Source organism: Sphaerisporangium melleum (assembly GCF_014646695.1).
Lineage (GTDB): Bacteria > Actinomycetota > Actinomycetes > Streptosporangiales > Streptosporangiaceae > Sphaerisporangium > Sphaerisporangium melleum.
On the sequence record NZ_BMNT01000003.1, the window covers coordinates 20,926 to 44,803 of the forward strand.

A 23,878-nucleotide genomic window follows, 5' to 3' on the forward strand; every position below is an offset into this window, starting at 1 on the left:
ACTCCTCGACCGCGGCCTGCTCCCTGGTCGGCAGCGCCTCCAGCATCGCGTGGACCAGCACCGCGCACAGCACGCTCGGCGCGGCCTGCGAGTCGAAGGCGAACTGCGCGCCGACCGGCGCGGCGAGCACGGCGTCGGCGTGCTCGGTGAGCGGCCCCACGGCGTGGTCGGTGACCAGGGCGACGCGCAGCCCCGCCCGTCTGGCCCAGGCGAGCCCGTCGCGCAGCTCGCGCGGGTAGCGGGGCAGGCCGAAGGCGAGCACCCAGGCCGCGCCCGCGTCGGCCGCGCGGCTGAGCCGGTCCTCCATGGTCGAGCCGGGCGCGTCGATGACCCGGACGTCGGGGTGCGCCTTGGCGGCGAGGTAGCCGAACAGGTGGGCGAGCGGCGCCGACACCCGCAGCCCGAGAACCGGCAGCGGCCGGGACGCCGCGAGCGCGGCGGCCACCTCGGTGAGGCGGCGGGTGTCGCTCAGGTCGTCGCGCAGCAGCTCCAGGTTGCGCAGCTCGGAGTCGATCAGCGCCTGGACGGGGTTGAGCCCGCTGGGCGCCGCGGGGGCCTGCCGCCCGTCACGCAGCGCGGCCCGCAGGTCGTCGCGGAACTCGGGGAAGCCGGTGAAGCCGAGCGCGACGGCGAACCGGGTCACCGAGGGCTGGCTGATGCCGACCGCCGCGGCGATGTCGTTGCCGGTGAGGAACACCGCCTCGTGCGGGCGTTCCATCAGATAGCGGGCGATCCGCCGCTGCGAGGGCGACAGCCGGTGCCCCTGGACGACCTCCCGCAGCCGCGCCGCGACCCGTGAGGCGTCCTCCGGGGCCACCATCGCCATCGTCTCGCCCGCGCTCGGGGCCTCGCCGGTCATGCCACCTCCATGCCGCCCACACTGCGTATGAATACTTTCATGCACGATCTCCGACGCATGTTCCTATGTCAAGTGGCGAGGGCGGGCCGGGGACGTACCGACGAAAGGCGTAATGTGCGTGCCGAGGGCTCATTCATGAGGTTACGTACGATCACCCTGGACGGCGCCCGGATCGGCCCGGCGGACATCGTGGACATCGCGCGCGATGGCGTGCCGGTCCGCCTGGCGGCGGACGGCCTGTTGCGGGCCGCCGCTGCATGCACGGCGGCCGGGGAGATCGCACGCCGCCGGCCGGTGTACGGACGCACCACCGGGGTCGGGGCCAACCGTACGCAGGACGTCGCGGCGGCTGAGGGCGACGCGCACGGGCTGCGCCTGCTGCGCAGCCATGCCGGTGGCGCCGGCGGGCCGGTCCCCGCCGAACAGGCACGGGCGATGATGGCCGTCCGGGCGAACCAGATCATGGCCGGCGGGGCCGGCCTGCGGCCCGCCTTCGCCGAGGCGCTGGCCGTCGCGTTGAACTCCGGGCACCTGCCGCAGGTCCACGAGATCGGCGCCGTCGGCACCGGCGACCTGACCGCCCTGGCCGAGACCGGCCTCACCCTGATCGGCGAGCGGCCGTGGACCGGCGGCAGGCCGGGTGTGCCGCCGCCCGCGCCGGTCGCCCTGGCGGCCGGCGACGCCCTCGCCCTGTGCAGCAGCAGCGCGCTGACCATCGGCCAGGCGGCCCTCGCCTGGTCGCAGGCCACGACGCTGCTGCGTGCCACCCCGGTGGTCGCCGCGCTCACCCTGCTCGCGGTGGACGGCGGCACCGAGCCGTACGACGCGCGGGTGCACGCCGCCCGCCCGCACCCCGGCGCCGTCGCGGTGGCCGCCGAGATGCGCCGCCTCCTCGGCGGCGCGGCCCCGGTCCCCGCGCGGGTGCAGGACCCGTTCGGCCTCAGGTGCCTGCCGCAGGTGCACGGGCCGGCCGTCGAGGCGGCCGCGTCGGTCGAGCGGGTGCTCGGCGTCGAGATCAACGCGGCGGCCGAGAACCCGCTGGTGGACGCCGCGGGCGGCACCGTGCTGCACCACGGCGGCTTCCACCAGGCGTCCCTCGGCCTGGCCCTGGATCACCTGCGGGTCGCGCTCCTGCACACGGCGCACCTGTCCGCGGCCCGGCTGGCCGCGCTGGTCGAGCCGGCCTTCACCGGCCTGCGTCCCTTCCTCGCCGGCCCCGCGGCGGGGAGCTCGGGGGTGATGATCCTGGAGTACACCGCGAACGCCGCGCTGGCGGAGCTGCGCGGCGCCGCCTCCCCCGCCGCGCTCGGGCACGCCGTGCTGTCGCGCGGGGTGGAGGAGCACGCGAGCTTCGCCGCGCAGTCCGCCCGCCAGACCCTGCGCGCCGCGGCCTCCTACCGTCTGGTGGTGGCCTGCGAGCTGGTGGCGTCCGTACGGGCGCTGCGCCTGCGCGGCGCCGTCCCCGCCGCCGCCACACCGGCCGGCGAGGCGTACGCGCGGGCCGCGGCCCGCCTCGACCCGCGCGAGGAGGACCGCCCCCTCACCCCCGACATCGACACCGCCGCCGCCCTCCTGGAGTCCTTCGCCACCCTCTGACCCCCGTACGCGGGCTGCTCCCCTGGCGCGGGACACGAGCGGCGCGATCATCCAGGGGTGCCCGGCCCGTCGCGATCGAGTGCCGCGCGGATCCGGCCGAGCCACTCCGTGCCCTGCCGGCGCCCATCCGGGAATTGGTCGTCTCGATCCCAGCGCCAGGTCGTGATCATCGCCAGCATGAGGATCCGGCAGTCGCGGAGCAAGCGGTGATCGACCCCCGGATAGTGCTCGCCGACTTCCTCGGGCGCGTGCGCGAGGTCGAATTCGACGGGCCCACGGCAGCACGTCTCGAGGTCGACGAACAGCGGCCCGGTCTTCGTGGCGAGCACGTTGCCCGGGTGCGGGTCGCCGTGCAGGAGCTGCTCGTCGCCGCCGTGCTCGCCGACGGCGCGTCTCAGGCTGCGCAACGTGTCACCGAGGAGCTCCCGGTCCGCCTCCGCGAGCGCCGGCGTGCGGTCGCGGCTCGCCACGAGCCGTTGAGCCTGCTCGATTCGATCCGTGAAGTGCGGCGCCGGCACATCGATCGTGCGCATGCCGGCATGCAGCCGTTCGAGGGCACGGGCATAGCCGGCCGGTGAGATCTCCTGAGGCGCCGCGGGCTCGTAGTAGGTCCACAGCGTGACCACGAAGCCGTCACGCTCGTGGACCCGCGGCTCCACCCGGGGCTCGAGAACGGCCACCGGGCTCCCGGATCCGGCGAGCCGTTGCGCCACGTCGATCTCGAACGCCGCGACCTGATCCGCGACCGGTGCCACCCGGGCCAGGACGTCACACGGCACCAGACGCAGAGTCAGCTTGTTCGAGTTCTGCAGAACGATCGCGTCCTCGACCGTCAGGCCAAGTGATGAGGCGATCGACCCGGCCGCGGCCACCGCGCGCGCGACCTCTGACGCCTGCACCCGTCACCGCCCCTCTGCGCCTGCCGTACCGTCCCAGCGCGACCTGGGCACCGTACCAAGCGTCGACGGAGAGCCGCGATGCTTTTTCCGGCCCGCCGAACCGGCCCTGGACGGGCATGGCACGTCCGCTCCGCCGATCCCACCGGGGTGCCAGGGCGGTCCGTGGTCGTGGCGCGGTGTGAGGGGGCCGTGGCCGGGCATTGTGGCCGTACGAGGGGCGCGATCGCGAGGGGCGGAGTCTCATGGTGCTGGTGGGGACCTCGGGGTGGCAGTACGCCCACTGGCGGGACGTGCTGTACCCCTCCGGGCTGCCGCAGCGGCTGTGGCTGGAGCGGTACGCCGACTGCTTCGCCACCGTGGAGAACAACAACGCCTTCTACCGCCTGCCGTCCCGGGAGACCTTCGAGAGCTGGCGGGACCGCACGCCGGAGGGGTTCGTGATGGCGGTCAAGGCCAGCCGCTTCCTGACCCACATCAAGCGGCTGAAGGACCCCGCCGAGCCGGTCCACCGGCTGATGGACGCCGCCGACGGGCTCGGCGCGAAGCTGGGGCCGATCCTGCTGCAGCTCCCGCCGAACCTGAAAGTCGACCCCGAGCGCCTGCGCGACTGCCTGGCCCGCTTCCCGGCCCGCGTGCGGGTGGCCGTGGAGCCCCGGCACCCCTCGTGGTGGACGAGCGCGGTGCGCGATGTGCTGGCCGAGCACGGCGCGGCGCTGTGCTGGGCGGACGTGCTGAGCCGCCCGGTCACGCCGCTGTGGCGGACCGCCGGATGGGGCTACCTCCGGCTGCACCAGGGCGCCGCGCACCCCTGGCCGGCGTACGGCGACGCGGCGCTGCGCTCGTGGCTGCGCCGCGTGCGGGAGACGTGGCCGGCCGGCGAGGACGTCTACGTGTACTTCAACAACGACCCCGGCGGTGCCGCGGTCCGCGATGCCGCCCGCTTCGCCGACCTGGCACGCGCCGAGGGCCTCCCCGTCACCCGCACGCCGACGGGGTCACCGTCCTGACCCTGGCTCCGGCCGTGCGGCGTCGCGCCGCGGACGTGCCGTACAGGGGATCGGCCGGGTACGTCTCCGAGAGGTCACGGATTGCCGATCAACCGGACGGCGACCGAACCTGGTAGTTCAATATCCGCTCATGCCCCGGTCCCGCCGTCGCCTTCTGGTCACCGCCGCGACCTGCCTGTGCCTGCTCGGGCTGGGCACCGTCCTCGTCATGGTCCTGGTCCGGCTCGACCCTGGTGAGAAGCTGCACCTCGGGGACGCGGCCGGCGTCCTGCTCACCATGATCGCGCTGGTGGTGCCGCTGGTCCTGTGGCTGCGGCGGGCGTGGGCCGCCGCGCCGCCCGAGGACGTCGCCGAGGCCAAGCGGGTGCTCGCGGAGCTGGTCCACGACCGGTGGGCCGAGGAGCGGGCGATCCGCGCGCAGGGGGCGCCGGCCATCCCGGTGCCCTGGCACCTGACCCGGCGCACCGCGATGATGGACCACACCCGGCTGGTCACCGACGGCGACATCGCCGGTGACGCGGCCGACGACGCGTGGCTCGCCGCGATGTTCCGCGCCCTGCGCCGCCGTCGCCTGGTGATCACCGGCGGCGCGGGCACGGGGAAGACCACGCTGGCCGTCCGGCTTCTGCTGCTGCTCATCGAGACGCGCACCTCCGAGGAGCCGGTACCGGTGCCGGTGTCGCTCGCCGACTGGGACGTCGATGTGCACCCGCGCCTGCACGACTGGCTGGCCGAGCGGCTGCGCACCGACTACGGGATGTCACGGGGCGGGGGGAAGGGGCCGGACGGCGCCGACCTGCTGGTGCGGCGCGGCCACGTCCTGCCGGTCCTGGACGGCCTGGACGAACTGCCCGAGCCCGCCCGCCCCCGGGTGATCGCCGCGCTGAACAAGACGCTGGCCGAACGCGACCAGGTGATCCTCACCTCGCGGACCGACGAGTACGGCGACGCCGTCAAGCAGGCCGGCCGGGTGCTGAAGGGCGCCGCGGTCATCGCGCCCAAGGCGCTCGACCTCCGGGTCGCGGTCGGCTATCTGACCGACGACCTGCCCCCGGACCGCACCCCGGCCTGGGACCGGACGCTGCGCGCGCTGGAAGACGGCGAGGCGCCCGCGCTCGCCGCGGCGGCCAGGACCGCGCTGGGGCTGTGGCTCGTGCGGACCGTCTACATCGAGCGGGGCGCCGATCCCACGCCCCTGGCGACCGTGTACGCGCAGGACGCCGCCGCGCTGCGGGCACACCTGCTGGACGAGCTCGTCGGCGCCCTGCTCGACCGGCCACCCGCCCGGCCGCCCGCGAACGACCGCTTCCGGCCGCGCCACACCTGGAACCCCGTGAAGGCGCGCGAATGGCTGTCGGCGCTGGCACGACTGTCGACCTCCCGTGGCACCCGCGAAGTCGCCTGGTGGCGCATCACGCGTCAGGCGGCCATCCCGCCGGGACGCAAGGGGCCGTCATGGCCCGTCCAGGGTTGGGCCGTCTCCTGGACCGGCATCCTGTACGGCCTGCCCGCCGCGCTGCCGCCGCTCGCGACCGGCCACGCCCCGCTCGGGCTGGCCCTGTGGTTCGCCTACGGCCTGGGTACCGCGTCGATGGCATCGGACACGCCCGCCTTCTCCCGGCCCTCGCTGCAGGACCACCTCACCCGCCTGGTACGCGAGCAGAGCAGGCCCTTCCGGCTCACGATGCTGTCCATTCCCGGCCTGGGCCTGCCGATGGGAGTCGTCACCGGGGCGGTCTACGGGTTCTGGAAGGGGGTCGGCATGGCGGTGATGACCACGGCGGGCCTCTGGTTGACGATCGCCGGCCCGCGCCCCGCGGAGCCGGGCGAGGAGCGGCCACCTCGGTTCACCAGCGCCCTCACCCCGATGGCGGTATGGCGGGCCAACCGGGCGTTGACCGGCATGCGGCTTCTCACCGGTCTGCTCATCGGCACGACGCTGGCCCTCGGCGCCGGCTGGGTGTTGCAGCAGATGGGCGGCGACCCGGGCGACCGGCTGCGCGAGCTGGGCCTCGGCCTGTTCGTCGGCGGCATGCTCGCCACGCTGACGCAGCGGGGGCGGCGGGCCTGGGCGGTCACCGTGTTCGCCCTGCCGCTGCTCGCGGCCACCGGCCGGCTGCCGCTGCGCCTGATGACGTTCCTGGACGACATGCACAAGGCCGGCCTGCTCCGCGCCGTCGGCCCCTTCTACCAGTTCCGCCACGCCGAACTCCACGACCACCTCACCGGCCCGCCTCGCCGGCGGACCCCGGCACGGCCCGCCGGCCTTTGATCCCGCCCATCGCCGTTCCGGCGGTGAACGCGGCGCCGGCTGCCATGGTCAGGGCCTACCTGGCTGCGGCCCCCGTCCGGGGGTCGTCAGGCGGGTGTGCCCGTGACGGTGCTCGCGTAGTGCTCGGCGATCTCGTCGCTCGTCGTCAGCCATACCCCCGGGTGGCCGGCGATGTACTCGAGCGCCTGGTCGAGGTACTTCGCCCTGAACGCCTGGCCTATGACGAACGGGTGCAGCGCCAGTGCCATGACGCGCCCGCTGTCGGCGGATTCGGCATAGAGCTGGTCGAACTGGTCCTTGACCATCTGCACGAAGTCGCCGCCGCTCCTGCCGTGCATCGTGAAGATGCCCAGGTCGTTGAGTTCGAGCGAGTACGGCACGCTGAGCATTCCGGGAACGTTCAGCCGGTAGGGCTGGTCGTCGTTGGTCCAGTCCAGCACGTAGCTCAGGCCGAGCTCGGCGAGCAGGGACGGTGTCTGAAACGTCTCGGTGAGCGCGGGCCCGAGCCAGCCGCGCGGCCGCCGCCCGGTGGCCTTTCTGATGGTGTCGACCACCTCTGTCAGGTAGGCGCGCTCGTCGTCGACGTCGGCCTGAAGAGTGGAGTTGTTCTTGCCGTGGGCGAGCCACACCCAGCCGCGGTTGTTGCCCGCCTCGATGATCTGGGGGTACTGCTCGCACACGTCGGCGTTGAGCAGCACGCTCGCCCGGATGCCGTGCCGGTCGAGGACTTCCATCACGCGCCAGATCGCCACCCGCGGCCCGTAGTCGCGCCAGCCGTAGTTGAGCGGATCGGGCACCAGAGCCGCGGTCGCCTCGTTGATGCTGGTGGAGGGGCGGTCGATCGTGAAATGCTCGACGTTCAGGCCGACGTAGAAGGCGACGCGGGCGCCGCCCGGCCAGCTGATCGGTTCGCGCCCGACGATCGGGCTGTAGTCGAACAGCGTGTTCTCCATGGCGTTCCTCCCGGATTGCTTCCCGGCCCTGTGCAGGGCCGCCTGTCCATGAAGGTAGGAGCCCGAGGTGCGGGCCAAGAGGGCCGAACACGTCACGAGGAGGGCCGAAGGCGCCATCTTCGTTGCGGCATATCTTGCTTTCGGTATGTCATGTCATGCCAAGGGTGTCGGCACGGTCCCTGGGAGATATGCCGGTCATGGTGAACAACGCGATGCAAGACGGCGGTGCGGTGAGCGACAGCGTGAACGGCACCGTCTCGCCTCACCTGACCCGGCTGCTGGTCCGCGCGGGCATCGCGACGGGCCTGGACCGGTCGTGCCTGGCCGGTGTTCCCGGCCTGGCCGTACTGCACGAGGACGGGATCCGCATCCCGACCGCCACCATCCTGCGGGTCTGGGAACTGGTCGCCGGCCCGGTGTGGAAGGCGGGCGGCAGTGACAGGATCATGGAACTGTGGCGACCGGGCACGCTGGGCGTGTGGGACTACTTGTTCCCCGTCTCCAGCACCCTCGACGACGCGTTCCGCGTGGCCGGCCGCCGCTTCACGGCCATCGCCGACCCCGCCGACCGGCTCCTGGTCACACGTCACGATGGCGGGTTGACGGTCGGTTGGCAGGGCCCCTACCTGGACTGCCCCGAATATCCGCTGATAGCGGAGTTCGTGCCGTACATGCTGCTCATGGTGGCAAGCTCAGGAGCCGGTCGGCGGCTCACGCCGACGCAGGTAGCGCTGCCCCGCCGCCCGTCCACCTCGCCTCAGCGCCTGGCCGAGCTGTACGACACCAGGCGCATCGAGTTCGATGCCGGCCATCCATCGATCACGTTCGCCGAGGCGGACATCGACGCTCCCCTGCCGCGCGCCGATCCTGTGCTCGTCGCGATCCTCGACGACCACGCGCACCTGTCCACCGCGGCCGCCCGTCCGGTGCGGGGCTGGCTCGACCGCTTCCACGCCATCCTCGAGTCCGCGATGGCCGATGGCGCGCCGGGCCTTGACCACGTCGCTCAGCGGCTGGCGATGAGCCCCCGCACCCTCCAGCGCCGCTTGCGTGAGGAGGGCAGTAGCTGGCGGGAGGAGCTGGAGAAACTCCGGCGGCGACGGGTGGACCGCCTGCTGCGGGAGACGTCACTCAGCGTGGATTCCATCGCCGCGCGGGTCGGCTTCACCGACTCCCGGGCCCTGAGGCGTGCCATCGGCCGCTGGTACGGTCACGGACCGGCCGCCATCCGCGCGAGTGGCCCAACGTAGTCGATTCTGGCCGGGCAACGGCCCAGGCGCTGTCGAGGACGAGCCGGTGAAAGGTCGGTCGGCGCCCTTGCCCGCAGCGGCGGCGACGTCGCGCCGGGCGCGGGCCGAGCGAGAGGTGCCATGATGGCCTTTCACCGCCGCGGGCGGCGTGCCCGACCTGGGGCATGATCAGGTCGAGGGTTCGTAGCCGATGCCGGTCGGCTCGTCTGCGCATCGGCCGGTGTCCTGGTCCGGCGGGGCTGAACGCGAGGGGACGCGCCATCGGGCCCAGACCGTTTTGCCGACGACGTCGGGCCGGGTGGTGACCCCGCATTCGGCGGCCAGGGCCTCGACGATGGCCAGGCCGCGGCCGTGGACGGCCTCGACGCCGAGGTCCAGCCGGCGCGGGTGTCCCGAGCCGTGGTCGGTGACCTCCAGCCGCAGGTCGTCGCCGCGCGCCGACAGGGCGAGCCGTACCGGCGGCGCGCCGTAGGCCAGCGCGTTGGCCACCAGTTCGCCGGTCGCGAGGATCACGTCGTCCGCCAGTTCCTGGAGCCCCCAGGACAGCAGGGTCTCGTGCACCATGCCGCGGGCCTTGCCGGCCATCGACAGATCGTGCGGCAGTTCCCAGTGGACGACACGAGGGTCCGGCGTACTGTCGGGCATGTTCGCTCCTCGGGGTGGATGCGGCGTGTGCGGGGACGACGGGGACGAGGCGGCTGCGGTGCGGCCGGACGAGTCGGCCTCGCGCATGAGGGCCCGGAGTTCCTCGATCGTGCGGGACTGGACGAGCAGCGGCCCGGGTGTCCCCCAGATGGCGACGGCGTAGAAGCAGCGGGCTCCGACCCCGTACCAGACGACCCAGGCCGGTTCCAGTTGGTCGAGTTGCCGGGCGGCGGCCCGCTTCGCCGGGTCCCACCGCCCCGGCTGGACCTGAGCCACCGGAGTCCCCGGCCGATGCCTGCCACCGCGGCCCGTCCCGCTCTCACGCGCTGCCATTCCACCTCCCTGACGGGTACGGCCAAGATCCCCGCCCGGTGGTGTCCCACCGGTGACAAACCCCTAACCGGCCCACCGGCTGACCGGCCGACGAAATCCCGCTCTCCACTCTCTCGACAGGCATTCTTATCTCCCTTTATCCGGACATGAGAGACGCATTTGACTGCACCTTAGGAGAACTCGTCACAGCACAAGCAAGAAGACTCGGCTCGCCGAGCACGCATCTCTGAATCCACTTCACAGAGTGCCTTTGACCGGCTACTTTCTGCACCCGAAGACCCCGCACACAGCCGGACACCGTGTAGCGATTCAGTGCTGCCTGTGCGAAGGAGTAGCGATTACTCATCGAGTGGAGCCGAGATGTCCATTTCCCCCGAACGCGCACCGGACATGAAGCCACTGATGCTCTTCGGCAGCGAGCTCCGTAAGCATCGGAAAAGAACCGGACTATCTCAGGAGCGATTGGCGCAGATCATTCGATTCAGCCCCAGCTTGGTGGGCTTCATCGAGAGGGGACAGCGGACGCCCGGCCGCGACTTCGTGCAACGCTGCGACGCCGCTCTCCAGACGGGAGGCGAACTGCTCCGGCTGTGGAACCGCGTCACGGGCGAAGCCACTCCGGGCTGGTTCCGTAGCTGGCTGGACATCGAACAGGAAGCGCACACGCTGCATACCTGGCAACCGCTGTACATACCCGGCCTTCTGCAGACCGAGGAATACGCGCGAATCGTCATCCGAGGAGAACCTGGTATCAGTGACGAACAGGTGGAGAAACTGGTGGCGGGGAGGCTGGAGCGACAGGCGATCTTGACGCGCACCAACGCACCGTTGTTCCGCGCGGTGCTCGACGAGGGCATCCTCCACCGTCCAATCGGCGGCAAGGAGGTTATGCGCACCCAACTCGCCCGCCTCACGGAAGCGGTCAGGTCACCACGAGTCGGCCTGCAGATCGTGCCGCTGTCCACAGGAGCCACCACAGGACTCCTCGGCGGATTCGTCATCGCCCAACTCAGTGGAGGTACGGATGCGGTATATATCGACTCCGCGACTCACGGACACGTGACAAATCGGCTAGAAGATGTCAAGGCCGTACACAGTCGGTACGACGCGATCCGCGCCGAAGCGCTACCCGCACATGTTTCTATCGAGCTGATCAGAGAGGCGGAGAAGACATGGACCTGAGCGAGGAACTGGCGATCGCGAACTGGCGCAAGGCCAGCAAGAGTGGGTCGAACGGCGGTGACTGCCTGGAAGTGGCTCCGTTGTCCGGGGGGCGGGTCGGGCTGCGCGACACCGAGGCCCCCGAGAAGGCGCCCTTCGTGGTCAGCGCCGGCGTCTGGGACGCCTTCATCGACGGCGCCAAGAAGGGCGAGTTCGACTTCTAGCCTTCAGTACGGCAGAGGAAGCCCTCGGCCGCCCACCGAGGGCTTCCCCCGCATCGGCGGGGCGACAGTCCAGCGCCGCGCAGCCGATGCGCCTACGGCATTCCATGACATGTTGATCAGTGAGGCGGACACGCCATGAACCTGAACGATGAACTGCGGACCGCGGCCTGGCGTAAGGCCACCAAGAGCGCGTCCAACCAGGGCAACTGCCTAGAGGTCGCTCTGCTGTCCGGAGGACGGGTCGGACTGCGCGACACCGAAGCCCCCGAGAAGGCACCCTTCGTGGTCAGCGCAAGCGTATGGGACGCCTTCATCGACGGCGCCAAGCAAGGCGAGTTCGACTTCTGATCCCGGCACGGTAAGCGACGAGGCCTGAGCAGCGAGGGGGACAAGCCATGAACCTGAGTGACGAACTGAGGGCCGCGGCCTGGCGTAAGGCCACTAAGAGCGGCTCCAACCAGGGGAACTGCCTAGAGGTCGCTCCGCTGTCCGGAGGACGGGTCGGACTGCGCGACACCGAGGCCCCCGAGAAGGCACCCTTCGTGGTCAGCGCCGGCGTCTGGGACGCCTTCATCGACGGCGCCAAGCAAGGCGAGTTCGACTTCTAGCCTTCAGCACAGCACCCGGAAGCCCTCGGCCCTCACCGAGGGCTTCCCTTGACGTGCATTGGGCGGGCCGGCGTGTGCGGGAAACCGGCGTGCGCCGCCAGGGACCGGTCGGGTAACGTGCGGGGCATGTCGAGCCCTGAGGCAGCCAAGGTGGGGGCTTTCGGTCACGCCGTCAGCTCCCTGAACCACTGAGTTCGAGTTCCTGTCATCCCGCCGCGTTCCGCGGCCGGATACGTGTGCCCGTGGGCGCTGACCGCGGTGACGAGACGTCCTCCTCTATTGCTTCTCCTCGTCTCGGAGCCCCTCGATGCCTCTTCCGCTGTATCTGCTTGCCCTGGTGGTCTTCGCCATGGGCACCTCGGAATTCATGCTTGCCGGCCTCCTGCCGGACATCGCCTCCGATCTCGGCGTAAGCGTCGGGACGGCGGGCACCCTCACCTCGGCCTTCGCGATCGGCATGATCGTCGGAGCCCCGCTCGCGGCCGCCCTCGCCCGCGACCGGCCCGGACGGAGCAACCTCCTCGGGTTCGTCCTCGTGTTCGCGGCGGCGCATGTCGTGGGCGCCGTCACCACGAGTTTCGTGGTCCTCTTCGCGACCCGGGTCCTCGCCGCGGTAGCGAATGCGGGATTCCTCGCCGTTGCGTTGACCACTGCCGCCGGGCTGGTGCCACCCGGGAAGAAGGGCCGTGCGCTGGCCGTCCTGCTGTCCGGTACGACGGTGGCGACGATCGCCGGAGTCCCCGGCGGATCCCTGCTCGGCACGATGCTCGGCTGGCGGGTCACCTTCTGGGCTGTCGCCGTCCTCTGTCTGCCTGCAACGGTCGGCATCCTCAGGGGAATCCCCACGCGATCAGGGCACTCTGACGAAGCCGAGGGTCCCACGTTGCGGTCGGAGATCGGGCGGTTCAGGAGTCCGCGGCTGATCCTGGTCATGCTGCTCGGCGCGCTGGTGAACGCGGCGACCTTCGCAAGCTTCACCTTCCTGGCTCCCCTCGTGACCGGCAGTGCCGGAATGGCCAGGCCCTGGGTCTCCGTCGTGCTCGTGCTCTTCGGAGCCGGGTCGTTCGCCGGTGTCACCTTCGCCGGACGGCTCTCGGATCAGCGCCCCGGTCTGGTCATCGCGGTCGGCGGCCCACTGCTGGTCATCGGCTGGGCGGCTCTGGCCCTGCTGGCCGAGAACCGGATCGCTCTCCTCGCACTCGTATTCGTGCAGGGTGCGCTGTCGTTCGCGGTGGGGAGTACGTTGATCACGAGGGTGCTGTATGAGGCGGCCGGGGCTCCCACCATGGCTGGGGCCTATGCCACGGCGGCACTCAACGTCGGCGCCGCCGTCGGCCCCCTCATCGCCGCGACGGCCCTCGGCACCGTGGGCAACGGCGGGCCGCTGTGGGCAAGCGGATTCCTCGTTTTGGCTGCATTGCTCGCCGCACTCCCCTTCCGCCATGTGATGGCGTCGCGGGGTGCTCCCGTGGCTCCCGCAGGTGCCGTCTCGTGTGCCTCGTGTGCCGAAGAGCGGTGACAACTCATCAAGCACGGGGCCGGCACGGTCGGCGGCGACTGCCGTCAGGCGCCCCGTCGTTCTCGTGCCGGCGGCGATCCCGGTGGCTCAGAGGTCGGCGAGGATGCGGGTGAGGGTCTTCTTGGTCTCGGAGGCGGGGATGGCGTCGATGCACAGGCGTTCCATGACGGCCTGGTAGCGGTCGAGGTCATCGCGCTTGTCCAGGTAGATGGCGCTGGTGAGCTGCTCCAGGTAGACCACGTCGGGCAGGTCGCGCTCGGAGAAGCGCAGGATGCTGAACGGGCCGCCGGCCGCCGCGTGGCCGCCGGCGCTGAACGGCATGACCTGGACGGTGATGTTCGGCGAGGCGATGGCGTCGATCAGGTGCCTGATCTGGGCGCGCATGACCTCGGCGCCGCCGAGCGGGCGGCGCAGCGCGGCCTCGTCGACGACGGCCCACAGGTGGGGCGGGTTGGTCTTGGTGAGCAGCTTCTGCCGGGCCATGCGCAGGCCGACCCGCCGCCGCACCTCTTCCTCGCTCGCGTCGGGGTGGCCGAGCAGGACGACGGCGCGCGCGTACTCGCGGCACTGGAGCAGGCCGGGGATGAACTGCACCTCGTAGCAGCGGATGCGGGTGGCGGCCTCTTCGAGGCCGACGTACGCCTCGAACCAGTTCGGCAGGATGTCGTCGTAGTTGTGCCACCAGCCGGGACGGTTGGCCTGGGAGACCAGCGACAGCAGGGACTCGCGCTCACGCTCGTCGGTCACGCCGTACAGGGTGAGCAGGTCGGCGACGTCGCGGGGCCGGAAGCTGACCCGGCCGAGCTCCATTCGGCTGATCTTGGAGTGCGAGGCCCGGATCGCGTGGCCGGCGGCCTCAAGGGTGATGCCACGGGTCTCTCGCAGGCGGCGGAGCTGAGAGCCCAGCAAGATGCGCAGGACGGTGGAGCTGCCCCGTTCCCGAGCCATCAGGTTGAGCGGGGTCTCCTCCCCCTTGGCTCGGGCTGTGATCATGGCCAGTCCTTAGAACAGCGGTCTACTCACATCTCGCGTCACAGAGAAGTTCACGATACCCCTGTTGTTCCAATCCGGATATACCCCAACATCACCCTTAGGCTACGATTTCCCACCCTCCGTAACCTGGGCAAACGATCAAAGTGCCAGGTCATCGAACTCGTCGTTCTTCACCCCCTGGATGAAGGCCGCCATTTCCCCGCGGCTGTAAATCAGGGCGGGCCCGGAGGGATGCCGGGAGTTCCGGACGGCGACGCCACCGTCCGGGAGCGCGGCCAGCTCGACGCAGTTGCCGCTGGGGTTGCTGTACGCGCTCTTGCGCCAGCGCACCTCCGGGATCTCGGACGCGGCCATGCCGTTGGTGATTCCGTCCACCTGATCACACATCCCCGAAGCCGACGAACATTGACATCCTTGCCAAGAGGCCCGTGATCACACGAGAAGCCTCAGACAGGGTGGTTTCTCCTGCCGGTCAGCATACCGATGTGCCGATGCACGTGCATCAGTACTTGCATTCGCACACCCGAGAGTCGTGATAATGGTCATGTGGCGTAAACCCTCCGGCAATCCCCGCAAAACCTGCGGACCGGCCTGACCGCCGGCCGGCAGAACCGGTCCAGAAAGTGCACGAAAGGTGGCGAACTGGACGCCACCGCCGCACCGAACCGACCAGAGGAAGCCACGATGACCTGCCCGTTCCCACCACCTCGGCCCGGGCGAGCAGGCGTGTCCCCGCCGCCCGGACCGCTGCGGCCGGCCGCCGGAACGCGCGAGCGGAAGCAGCACCCCGGCTCCTCCCGCGCCCCGCGGTGCGGACGCCACTCCCACCAGCCCCTGGGCGCGGCGAGTCCCAAATGCGACCTGGCACGCGCCCGAAACACGACCTAAGCCAGCACTGTGGGGCTAACATCGGGATTCGGCGAGATGGGGAGTGATGACGACGTTCAGCCGGATCGAGCCGCTCGGCTTCGACCCGACGATTCCCAACGCGGCCCGCGTCTACGACTACTTCATGGGCGGCAAGGACAACTTCGCGGCCGACCGGGAGGCGGCGCGCAAGGCGCTGGAGCTTGCACCGGAACTGCCGATGATGTGCCGCGAGGGCCGCAGGTTCCTCGACCGCGTCGTCCGCCACCTGGCCGCCCAGGGCATCCGCCAGTTCGTCGACGTCGGATGCGGGCTGCCCACCCAGGGCAACACCCACGAGATCGCGCAGGCCGCAGCGCCCGGCTCCCGGGTCGTGTACGTCGACAACGACCCGGTGGTGGTCGCGCACGCCCGGGCCCTGCTGGAGACCACGGAGAACACGGCGGTCATCAACGCGGACATGCGCACGCCGGAGCAGATCCTCGGCCATCCCCGCCTCAAGGAGTTGATCGACCTCGACCGGCCGGTCGCCGTCCTGCTGCTCTTCATGCTCGACCGGATCCCCGAGGACGATCTGGCGGCGGGCATCGTGCGCTGTTTCCGCGACGCCGTCGTTCCGGGCAGCCACCTGGCGATCGGGCACAGCGTCTCCGATCTGCGGCCCGAGGCCACCGCCGGGCTCGCCGACCTGTTCCAGACCAACGGCATGATCAGCGGGCACCGCCACCGCGCCCAGCAGCGCACCAAGGCCGATGTGGAGCGCCTCTTCGAGGGCCTGTCGATCGTCGAGCCCGGCGTGGTCTACGTCCCGTTCTGGCGACCCGACCACCCCGGGGAGACCACCGGCGCCACCCGGATCTGGACGGTCGGCGGCATCGGCCGCAAGGACGGCTGAGCGCCGCCGGGGGCGGAGCGGGCCGGGCGGGTCCGGAGCGTACCGTGTGAGGTACGGCACCGTCGCGCTCGGAGGTGACCGGAGGGGCGCCACGGCGGTGCCGGGCGACCGGCCGTCCCGTCCCGCCGCCCAGGGAGGCGCCATGTCCGCGACCAGCACCGTCACCGCCCCCGCGCCGAGAGCACCGTCCCGTTCTCCGGCCGCCGTGCTCGGCCTGCTGGCGGCCCTGGTCCCGCTGGGCGGCGACATGTACCTGCCCGGGCTGGCGCCGCTCGCGCGCGACCTTCGCACCGGCGTCCTCGGCGCCCAGCTCACCCTGTCGGCCTTCTTCCTCGGCGTGGCGGCCGGCCACTTCGTGCTCGGCCGGCTGTCGGACCGTTACGGCCGCCGTGGCCCGCTGCTGACCTGCCTGGCGGTGTCCGCGCTGGCGGCAGCGGCGTGCGCGCTGGCGCCGCACGTCGCCGCGCTGGCCGGGGCGCGGTTCGTCCAAGGGCTCGCCGGGGCGGCGGGCGTGGTGATCGGGCGGGCCGTGGTCTCCGATCTGGCCCGGGGAAGGCGCTCGGCCCGCGCGTTCTCGGCCATGATGTGGACGATCGCCGCCGCGCCGATCGCGGCCCCGGTGCTCGGCGGCGTCCTGATCGCCGCGGCGGGGTGGCGTGCGGTGTTCGCGGCGCTCGCCGTCCTGGGGCTGCTCGCGTTCCTCGCGGCGCTGATCGCCCTGCCCGAGACGCTGCCGCTGCACGCCAGGACGGTGACCTTCCTTCCCGGGCCGACCGGAAGGTCGCTGCTGCGCGACCGCGACCAGGTGGCCCCGGCCGTGGCGTTCGCGCTGGGGTTCGGCGCGCTCGCGGCCTACCTGGCCGCGGCGCCGTTCTTCCTGCGCGACCTGCTCGGCCCGCACATCGCCCCGGTCGCGGCGACGCTGACGCTGAACGCGCTGGCCCTGGTGCTGGTCGCGGCGGCGGGCGCGCGCCTCGCCTACCGCTTTCCCCCGCTGTGGCCGGCCCGCGCGGGTCTGGCCGTCCTGCTCGTCTGCGCCGGCCTGCTCGGCGCCGCGGCGGCGACCGGAGGGCTGAACGCGGGTGTCTGCCTGCCGTTGCTGCTCCTCGCCGTGGCGTCCCTGGGGCTGGTGCTGGGCGACACCTCGGCCGTCGCGCTGGCCCGGGCGCCTCGCGCGGCCGGCGTCGCCGCGGCCCTGATGGCGTCCCTGCAGTTCGTCATCGGCGCGGCCACCGCGCCGCTGGCCGGGTTGGGCGGGGCGCGTGCCGTGCTGCCGGCCGCCGCGGTCATGGGGGCCTGCGCCGTGCTCGGCCTGCTGGCGCTGACCGCGGCCGAGCCGCACGCGGGGCGGGACCATCCGTGACAGCGCGATCCTTCCCTCAAGGGAGGATTCGGTCCACTGCCCGGACGGCGGCTCTTGCGATCAAACCGCTGTGACGCCCACACTCTAAGCGGGCGGCGCCCTCATGACAGGGCGCGCACGCTGGAGGTGGTCCTCGTGATCGAAGGCTTCAGCACTCGGGAGACCTGGCCGTTCGAATGCCCTCGCTGCCTGGCGGTGTGGGAGGACGAGTACGTCGTCCGGCATCTCACCGACAGCCATGGCAACGACGCCGACGTGTGGTTCCGCGCCGAGCTCCTGGTCCAGCCACCGTGGTCGGGCACCCGCTGCCCCGCCTGCGGCGACACCGGCGTGAAGAGCTTCCCGCGCGGCTATCTGGCCCGACATCCCGAGCTGCGCCGCGCCACACCAGGCCGTCCCGCCGGACCGGCCGCGGGCGGCCGCACCCCGCGGGAGGTGCCGGAAGTCCGGCCACCAGCCCCCGTCCCGGCCGGCGCGGCACCGCACCCCGCCCCCGGCGACACGCCGCTCGGCGGTCCCGCCTCCAGGGCCGGAGCGGCCACGGGCGGGCGAGCGTGGCCGGCGGCCCTCGCCCGGTGGCCGCTCGGCGCCCGGGCCCACCTGTCCGCCACTTCCCTGCTGATCGGGCTGTCGTTCCTGCTCCTCGCGGGCCTCGGGGCCCTGGAGGTGCTGCGGGTCACCCACCACCCGCACTGAAGGCACGCCCGGCGCCGCCGCCCGGCGAAAAAAAATATCGCCGGTGCGGTCCGCGCAACTGTCAGCAGCGGGGACATTCCCAGGCCGTCCGCCCGGCCTGACGCCCCCGTCATGATCTCGAATGATTACGGACCGTTGGTACTCTTCTCAGGATCGAGTCCAAATTTGTCACTGATGTCACGGGAGCTGGACCCGCCTCCCGCCACGCGTCGCGGCGAATCCGACTTAACTTTCGCCTCATACCCCGTAAAATCCGCCGATGTGAACGATGGTCATCAGCCTCCACAGGAGCTTCCGGTCCGGGAACGCTCGTTCCGGACCAGCTCCGGCCGGCACCGGCGGCCCGTCCCCGCGCATCTGCCTCCGGACGCGCCGGCGCTCGTGCTCGCCGCCCCCGGCGCCGGCGGCGACGTCCCCGCGGCGGTCAAGACCATCGTCGGCGTGGACCATCCCCATCTCGACGTGCGCCTCGTCCACCTCGGCGACGGCAAGACGAGCCTGGCGGAGACGCTCACCGAGTGCGCCGCCGACCGTCCGAAGGAGTCGCCCGCCGCGATCGTCGTCCCGCTGGTCACCGGACCGCACCAGCAGGTGTACCGCGCGATCAGGGAGGCCGTCGCCGAGAGCGACGTCCTGACGACCATCGCCGACCCGCTCGGGCCGCACCCGCTGCTGGCCGAGGCACTGCACGTGAAGCTGGCCGACAGCGGCCTCGCCCGCGCCGACCGCATGCGCCTGTTCAACATCGCGGCACCGGTGGACGGCATCATCGTCGGCACGGTGGGCGGCCAGGAGGCCGTGCGCGCGGCCGACGCCACCGTCGTGCTGCTGGCCGCCCGGCTCACGCTCCCGGTCGTCGCGGCCTCGCTCGACGCCCAGCCGGGGGTCGGCGACGCCGCGCAGCGGCTGCGCAACATCGGCGCCTCACGGCTCGCGCTCGCCCCGTTCCTCATCGGGCCCGAGATCGACACCGGCAAGATCACGGCGGCGGCCGAGTCGGTCGGCGCGGGGTGCGCCGAGCCACTGGGCGCGCACAGCGCGGTGGCCCAGCTCGTCGCGCTGAGCTACGGAAGCTCGCTCACCGGCATCGACGACCAGGCCTGACCGGGCGGCCCGGTCAGGCGGAGGGGTCACGGGCAGGGCCAGGTGTGCACCGGGTCGCCGGCGAAGGCCAGTTCGCGGTAGCGGGCCAGCATGGCGGCGCGGGCGCCCGGCCCGTCCTCCAGCGCGGCCAGCGCCTCCCGCTGCCAGACCGCCCCGGTGCGGCGCAGCCGCACGCGCTCGGCGATGACCTCCAGGTGACGGTCGGCCTCGTCGGCCGCCACTCCGGCCGACAGCAGCCCGTCGCGGGCCACCGGCAGCAGATCGGCGACCAGCCGGCCGGCCGGCGCGGTCGCCTCGCGCCCCGGCCAGGCCAGCTCGGCGTCCAGCCCGTTCTGCGCGGCCCGGTAGAAGTTGCGGTAGGCGTCGGCGAACGCGAAGCCCTCGATCCAGGACGGCTCGGCGGTCAGCGCCTTGACCAGGCCGATCAGGAACGCCGCGCCGGCCGCCATGTCGGCGCACGTCGGCCCGGCCGGCAGCGCGCGCAGCTCGACCCGCAGGTGCCCGCCGTCCCCGGGGTCGTACACCGGCCGGTTCCACTGCCACACCGTCCCCTGGTGCAGCCGCAGCTCGGCCAGCCGCGGGACGCCGCCGTCGCGGATCGCCTCCAGCGGGTCCTCCTCGTCCATCACGGGCAGCACCGGCTCGTAGTCGCGGACGCAGCGCTCGAACAGCTCCCCGGCGCCGCTCTCCACCCATCCGGACCCGAAGCTCACCCGGCCGTCCACCCGCCAGGGCCGCTCGGGGTCGCGGTCGTCGGCGGACGCCTCGAACAGCGCGATGCGGGTCTCCTCCCACAGGTCGCGGCCCAGGAAGGCGGGCGAGTTGCCGCTCACCGCCAGCACCGGCCCGATGGCGAGCTGGGCGGCGTTGTAGACGCGGGCGAAGGACTCGGGCGGGGTGCGCAGGTGGATCTGCCAGGAGGTGTTGGCGCTCTCCAGGACGACGTCCTCGACCTCCAGCTCAAGGCGCTCGGTGCCGCGGATGCGCACCCGGAACGGTTCGGCGCGCACCCTGCGGATGCCGCGGCTGAGCGCCCGGTAGCGGGTCTCGTCGCTCATGGCGTCCCGGGTGAAGTCGAACTCGGTGAGGGTGGGCAGGATGCCGATCGGCACCACCCGGCCGCCGTGCGCCCCGGCCGCCCGGTCGACCAGCTCCATCACGCGCCGTGCCTCGCCGGCCAGGGCGCTGAACGGCCGCCCGGCCAGCGGCGCGGGGGTCAGGTTGACCTCCAGGTTGAAGGCGCCGAGCTCCAGCACCACCCGCTCGTCGGCGGCGGCGTCGCGCACCTGCTTGTTGCGCAGCAGCGGCCGGCCGTCCTCGTCGATGAGGAACAGCTCCAGCTCGGCGCCGAGGGTGGCGGGACCGGCGCCGAAGCCCGGTCTGGCCAGCAGCTCGCGCAGCGCGATCAGTGAGTCTTTCAGGCGCTCCCCGAATCGCCCGTACTCGGCCTCGGAGAAGCGCTCCTTGGCCACTTCCTGTCCCATCGTGTCGTCCCCCTGCTCAAGGCCTGCCGCTCTCACCCCCTCCCTGTCCAGGAAGCGGGCTTTCATGCCTGCCGATGAGGCGCTCGCGCGGGAAGCCGGGGCCGCGCGAGCCATTGACGCGGCACAGCCGAGTCGGTATGCCTGGACAACGCCATTTGTGGGGCGAGGGGCCCCTTGTGGGGAGGCGATGGCCATGCGCGTGCTCGTGCACGCCTACCCGTGGGACGTGATCGGGGATCCCCTGTTCACGGCCCGGGTGCAGACGCTGGGCGCCGAAGGGGTGAACCTCGCTGCCGCTTACCACACGGTCCGGGCGGCGACCCCCTGGCATCCGGAGCGGGCGTACATGGACGCGCGGCACAGCGCGCTCTACCGGCCGGTCCGCGAGGAGGCGTGGCGGGGCAGGCGGCTGGTGCCCGCGGCGCCCGCCTGGATGGAGGACGCGGACGCGTTCGGCACGGCCGCGCGCGCCCTGGCCGGCGCCGGGGTGCCGGTGACGGCGTGGATCGTGCTGACGCACGCCTCGCGGCTGGGCGAGGCGCACCCGGACGTGAGCGTGGTCAACTGCTTCGGCGAGCACTACCCGTGGGCGCTGTGCCCCTCCCGCGCCGAGGTGCGCGAGTACGCCGCCACGCTGGCCGCCGAGGCCGTGCGCGACCTGCCGCTGGCGGGAGCGCTGCTGGAGGCCTGCGGGCAGCTCGGCGCCGACCACGGCGGCCACCACGACAAGACCGACGGCGCCTACGACGCCCGGGCGCGGCGCATGCTGTCGGTGTGCTGCTGTGCCGCCTGCCGGGACGGCTGGGAGGCCGGCGGCGCCGACCCCGGGCGCACGGTGCGCGACCTGCGCGCCGCGGTGCGCTCGCGCGAGCACGACCTGGACGCCGAGACCGCGGCGACGATCCTCGCCGTGCGGCACCAGGCGGCCGACGAGCTGCGCCACCAGGTGGTCGCGGCGCTGCCCACCGGGCTGCGGGTCGCGTTGCACGCCTCCCCCGACCCGTGGGCCACCGGCGCCAACCCCGGCCTGCGCCCGCCGGCCGGCAAGGACGTCGACGCCGTTATCGTGCAGTGCTGGCCCACCGGGCAGGAGTCGGCCGACCGGCTTCGGGTCGCCCGGCGCATGCTGCCCGAGCAGGTCGCTCTCGGGGCGTACGTGACCGTGCTGCCGCCGGTGCGGCAGGAGGACCTCGTGCCGCATGTGCGGCGCCTGGCGGAGGCGGGCGCCGAGGAGATCCACCTCTACCACGCGGGGCTGGCCGGGCCCGCCCGGCACGGTCTGCTCGCGGACGCCGCCCTCGCCGCCGCCCGGTGATCCGTCCTCCGCTCCCGATATCGTGATATATCAGGATATCGAGGAGGACTCGTGCAGCGTCTGACCCCTGAGCAACTGAGAAGCCACCAGTGGTACGGCACCGAGGGGCTTCGTTCCTTCAGCCACCGTGCGCGGACCCGCCAGCTCGGCCTGTCCGCCGAGGAGCACATGGGCAAGCCGGTCGTCGGCATCCTGAACACCTGGAGCGAGCTCAACCCGTGCCACATCCACCTGCGCGAGCGCGCGCAGGACGTCAAGCGCGGGGTCTGGCAGGCCGGCGGCTATCCGGTGGAGCTGCCGGTGATGTCGCTGTCGGAGACCTTCCAGAAGCCGACCACCATGCTCTACCGCAACCTGCTCGCCATGGAGACCGAGGAGCTGCTGCGCTCCCACCCGATCGACGCGGCGGTGCTCATGGGCGGGTGCGACAAGACCACCCCTGCCCTGATCATGGGCGCCATCAGCATGGACATCCCGGCGATCTTCGTACCGTGCGGCCCGATGATCCCCGGCAACCACCGCGGCGAGCTGCTCGGCAGCGGCAGCGACATGTGGCGCTACTGGGCCGACAAGCAGGCGGGGCTGATCACCGAGGCGGACATGGAGGACGTCCTTTCAGGCATCGCCCGCTCCCCCGGCCACTGCATGACCATGGGCACCGCCTCCACGATGACCTCGGTCGCCGAGGTGCTCGGCATGACGCTCCCCGGCGCCGCGGCCATCCCGGCGGTCGCCTCCGCGCACAACCGGATGGCCGCGGCCTCCGGGCGGCGGGCGGTCGAGATGGCCTGGGAGGACCTGCGCCCCTCCGCCGTCCTGACCGCCGAGGCCTACGCCGACGCGGTGACCACGATCCTGGCCCTCGGCGGGTCCACCAACGCGGTCATCCACCTGATCGCGATGGCCCGCCGCAGCGGCGTGCCGCTCACCCTCGACGACTTCGACGAGGCGTCCCGGCGGGTCCCGGTGCTCGCCGACCTCAAGCCGAGCGGCGCCTACGTCATGGAGCACTTCCACCTGGCCGGCGGCCTGCCCGGCCTGCTCTCCCGCATCAAGGACCTGCTCCACCCCGACCGCCCGACGGTCGGCGGCCGCCCGATGCGCGAGACGCTGGCGGCGGCCGAGGTGTACGACGACAAGGTGATCCGCCGGCGCGACGACCCGATGTCGCAGGAGGGCGGCCTGGCCGTCCTGCGCGGCAACCTGGCGCCGGACGGCGCGGTGATCAAGCACGTCGCCGCCGAGCCCCGGCTGCTCAAGCACACCGGACCGGCCGTGGTGTTCGACGGCCACGCCGACCTGGTGCGGCGCATCAACGACGAGAGCCTGCCGATCACCGCCGACTCGGTGCTGGTCCTGCGCGGCGCGGGCCCGCACGGCGGGCCCGGGATGCCCGAGCACGGCATGCTCCCCATCCCGGACCGGCTTCTCAAGATGGGCGTCCGCGACATGGTGCGCATCTCCGACGCGCGGATGAGCGGCACGAGCTACGGCGCCTGCGTGCTGCACGTCGCGCCCGAGTCGCACGTCGGCGGCCCGCTCGCGCTGGTGCGGGACGGCGACCCGATCACCCTGGACGTCGAGGCCCGCCGGCTGACCCTGGAGGTGCCCGAGGAGGAGCTGGCACGCCGCCGCGCCGCCTGGCAGCCGCCGAAGCCGGCGTTCCGCCGCGGGTACGGAGCCATGTTCGACGCGCACATCATGCAGGCCGACCAGGGCTGCGACTTCGACTTCCTGCTCGGGACCGGAGGCGCCCCCGAGCCCGGCATGGGCTGAGCCGTCCACCGGCCGCACGGCGCGCGTCTCCGCACGCCTTGCGGCCGCGCGGACGCAAG

22 protein-coding genes are annotated in these 23,878 nt (G+C 72.3%); 15 read left to right on the plus strand and 7 right to left on the minus strand.

Annotated elements, in window-relative coordinates:
- Positions 1-859, minus strand: an 859-nt coding sequence (locus IEY93_RS03145) for a MurR/RpiR family transcriptional regulator (protein ID WP_229690812.1), incomplete at its 3' end; no start/stop codon positions are given.
- Between the two features lie 135 nt (positions 860-994).
- Here IEY93_RS03145 and IEY93_RS03150 point away from each other — a divergent pair.
- Positions 995-2,455, plus strand: a complete 1,461-nt coding sequence (locus IEY93_RS03150; RefSeq protein WP_189161415.1) for an aromatic amino acid ammonia-lyase — start codon at positions 995-997, stop codon at positions 2,453-2,455.
- Positions 2,456-2,502: 47 nt separating this feature from the next.
- On the opposite strand, the gene IEY93_RS03155 is transcribed toward IEY93_RS03150, so the two are convergent.
- Positions 2,503-3,354: a phosphotransferase enzyme family protein gene (locus IEY93_RS03155; RefSeq protein WP_189161416.1), complete on the minus strand. Its 852-nt coding sequence runs from the start codon at positions 3,352-3,354 to the stop codon at positions 2,503-2,505.
- A 242-nt stretch (positions 3,355-3,596) separates the two neighbouring features.
- Here IEY93_RS03155 and IEY93_RS03160 point away from each other — a divergent pair, with 242 nt between their 5' ends.
- Together IEY93_RS03160 and IEY93_RS03165 are read left to right on the plus strand one after the other, a co-directional pair.
- A complete protein-coding gene (locus IEY93_RS03160) occupies positions 3,597-4,361 on the plus strand; it encodes a DUF72 domain-containing protein (protein ID WP_189161417.1) in 765 nt (254 codons plus the stop codon).
- A gap of 130 nt (positions 4,362-4,491) precedes the next feature.
- Complete coding sequence (locus IEY93_RS03165; protein ID WP_189161418.1) at positions 4,492-6,633, plus strand: NACHT domain-containing protein; 2,142 nt, start codon at positions 4,492-4,494, stop codon at positions 6,631-6,633.
- An 86-nt stretch (positions 6,634-6,719) separates the two neighbouring features.
- Here IEY93_RS03165 and IEY93_RS03170 read toward each other — a convergent pair whose 3' ends face one another.
- Positions 6,720-7,586, minus strand: coding sequence for a polysaccharide deacetylase family protein (locus IEY93_RS03170; protein ID WP_189161419.1), 867 nt, complete (start codon positions 7,584-7,586; stop codon positions 6,720-6,722).
- A gap of 230 nt (positions 7,587-7,816) precedes the next feature.
- On the opposite strand from IEY93_RS03170, the gene IEY93_RS03175 reads away from it, so the two are divergent.
- A complete protein-coding gene (locus IEY93_RS03175; protein WP_189161420.1) occupies positions 7,817-8,836 on the plus strand; it encodes an AraC family transcriptional regulator in 1,020 nt (339 codons plus the stop codon).
- A gap of 168 nt (positions 8,837-9,004) precedes the next feature.
- Here IEY93_RS03175 and IEY93_RS03180 read toward each other — a convergent pair whose 3' ends face one another.
- A complete protein-coding gene (locus IEY93_RS03180) occupies positions 9,005-9,814 on the minus strand; it encodes an ATP-binding protein (RefSeq protein WP_189161421.1) in 810 nt (269 codons plus the stop codon).
- Positions 9,815-10,174: 360 nt separating this feature from the next.
- Between IEY93_RS03180 and IEY93_RS03185 the strand changes: the two genes are divergently transcribed.
- The 5 genes from IEY93_RS03185 to IEY93_RS03205 all read left to right on the plus strand — a co-directional run bounded on the left by IEY93_RS03185 (position 10,175) and on the right by IEY93_RS03205 (position 13,326).
- Positions 10,175-10,996 (plus strand): helix-turn-helix domain-containing protein, encoded by an 822-nt coding sequence (locus tag IEY93_RS03185; protein ID WP_189161422.1) that lies wholly within the window; start codon positions 10,175-10,177, stop codon positions 10,994-10,996.
- Positions 10,987-11,199 (plus strand): DUF397 domain-containing protein, encoded by a 213-nt coding sequence (locus IEY93_RS03190; RefSeq protein WP_189161423.1) that lies wholly within the window; start codon positions 10,987-10,989, stop codon positions 11,197-11,199. Before IEY93_RS03185 ends, IEY93_RS03190 begins: the two co-directional genes overlap by 10 nt.
- 135 nt (positions 11,200-11,334) lie before the next feature.
- Positions 11,335-11,547 carry a DUF397 domain-containing protein gene (locus IEY93_RS03195; RefSeq protein ID WP_189161424.1) on the plus strand — a complete coding sequence of 71 codons (213 nt, stop codon included), beginning with the start codon at positions 11,335-11,337 and terminating at the stop codon, positions 11,545-11,547.
- Between the two features lie 47 nt (positions 11,548-11,594).
- The gene (locus IEY93_RS03200) at positions 11,595-11,807 is read left to right on the plus strand and encodes a DUF397 domain-containing protein (RefSeq protein WP_189161425.1); all 213 of its coding nucleotides are present in this window, start codon (positions 11,595-11,597) and stop codon (positions 11,805-11,807) included.
- A 307-nt stretch (positions 11,808-12,114) separates the two neighbouring features.
- Positions 12,115-13,326: a Cmx/CmrA family chloramphenicol efflux MFS transporter gene (locus IEY93_RS03205; protein ID WP_189161426.1), complete on the plus strand. Its 1,212-nt coding sequence runs from the start codon at positions 12,115-12,117 to the stop codon at positions 13,324-13,326.
- Between the two features lie 87 nt (positions 13,327-13,413).
- Here IEY93_RS03205 and IEY93_RS03210 read toward each other — a convergent pair whose 3' ends face one another.
- Both IEY93_RS03210 and IEY93_RS03215 read right to left on the minus strand, forming a co-directional pair.
- Positions 13,414-14,319, minus strand: a complete 906-nt coding sequence (locus IEY93_RS03210) for a Sco1979 family transcriptional regulator (protein WP_189161427.1) — start codon at positions 14,317-14,319, stop codon at positions 13,414-13,416.
- 138 nt (positions 14,320-14,457) lie between these two features.
- Positions 14,458-14,673, minus strand: coding sequence for a DUF397 domain-containing protein (locus IEY93_RS03215; RefSeq protein ID WP_373291469.1), 216 nt, complete (start codon positions 14,671-14,673; stop codon positions 14,458-14,460).
- A gap of 580 nt (positions 14,674-15,253) precedes the next feature.
- Here IEY93_RS03215 and IEY93_RS03220 point away from each other — a divergent pair.
- The 4 genes from IEY93_RS03220 to IEY93_RS03235 all read left to right on the plus strand — a co-directional run bounded on the left by IEY93_RS03220 (position 15,254) and on the right by IEY93_RS03235 (position 19,244).
- Positions 15,254-16,081 (plus strand): SAM-dependent methyltransferase, encoded by an 828-nt coding sequence (locus IEY93_RS03220; protein ID WP_189161429.1) that lies wholly within the window; start codon positions 15,254-15,256, stop codon positions 16,079-16,081.
- 142 nt (positions 16,082-16,223) lie between these two features.
- Complete coding sequence (locus IEY93_RS03225; RefSeq protein ID WP_189161430.1) at positions 16,224-17,444, plus strand: Bcr/CflA family efflux MFS transporter; 1,221 nt, start codon at positions 16,224-16,226, stop codon at positions 17,442-17,444.
- Positions 17,445-17,579: 135 nt separating this feature from the next.
- A complete protein-coding gene (locus tag IEY93_RS03230; RefSeq protein ID WP_189161431.1) occupies positions 17,580-18,140 on the plus strand; it encodes a hypothetical protein in 561 nt (186 codons plus the stop codon).
- A 261-nt stretch (positions 18,141-18,401) separates the two neighbouring features.
- On the plus strand, positions 18,402-19,244 hold the full coding sequence (locus IEY93_RS03235; RefSeq protein ID WP_189161432.1) for a sirohydrochlorin chelatase: 843 nt from the start codon (positions 18,402-18,404) through the stop codon (positions 19,242-19,244).
- A 26-nt stretch (positions 19,245-19,270) separates the two neighbouring features.
- Here the strand turns inward: IEY93_RS03235 and IEY93_RS03240 are convergent, their stop codons facing one another.
- Entirely contained in the window at positions 19,271-20,728 is a 1,458-nt protein-coding gene (locus IEY93_RS03240) for a glutamate-cysteine ligase family protein (RefSeq protein WP_189161433.1), read from the minus strand.
- Positions 20,729-20,921: 193 nt separating this feature from the next.
- Here IEY93_RS03240 and IEY93_RS03245 point away from each other — a divergent pair, with 193 nt between their 5' ends.
- On the plus strand, positions 20,922-22,043 hold the full coding sequence (locus IEY93_RS03245; protein ID WP_189161434.1) for a hypothetical protein: 1,122 nt from the start codon (positions 20,922-20,924) through the stop codon (positions 22,041-22,043).
- Between the two features lie 51 nt (positions 22,044-22,094).
- Positions 22,095-23,819 carry an L-arabinonate dehydratase gene (gene araD, locus IEY93_RS03250; RefSeq protein ID WP_189161435.1) on the plus strand — a complete coding sequence of 575 codons (1,725 nt, stop codon included), beginning with the start codon at positions 22,095-22,097 and terminating at the stop codon, positions 23,817-23,819.
- Positions 23,820-23,878: the final 59 nt, after the last annotated feature.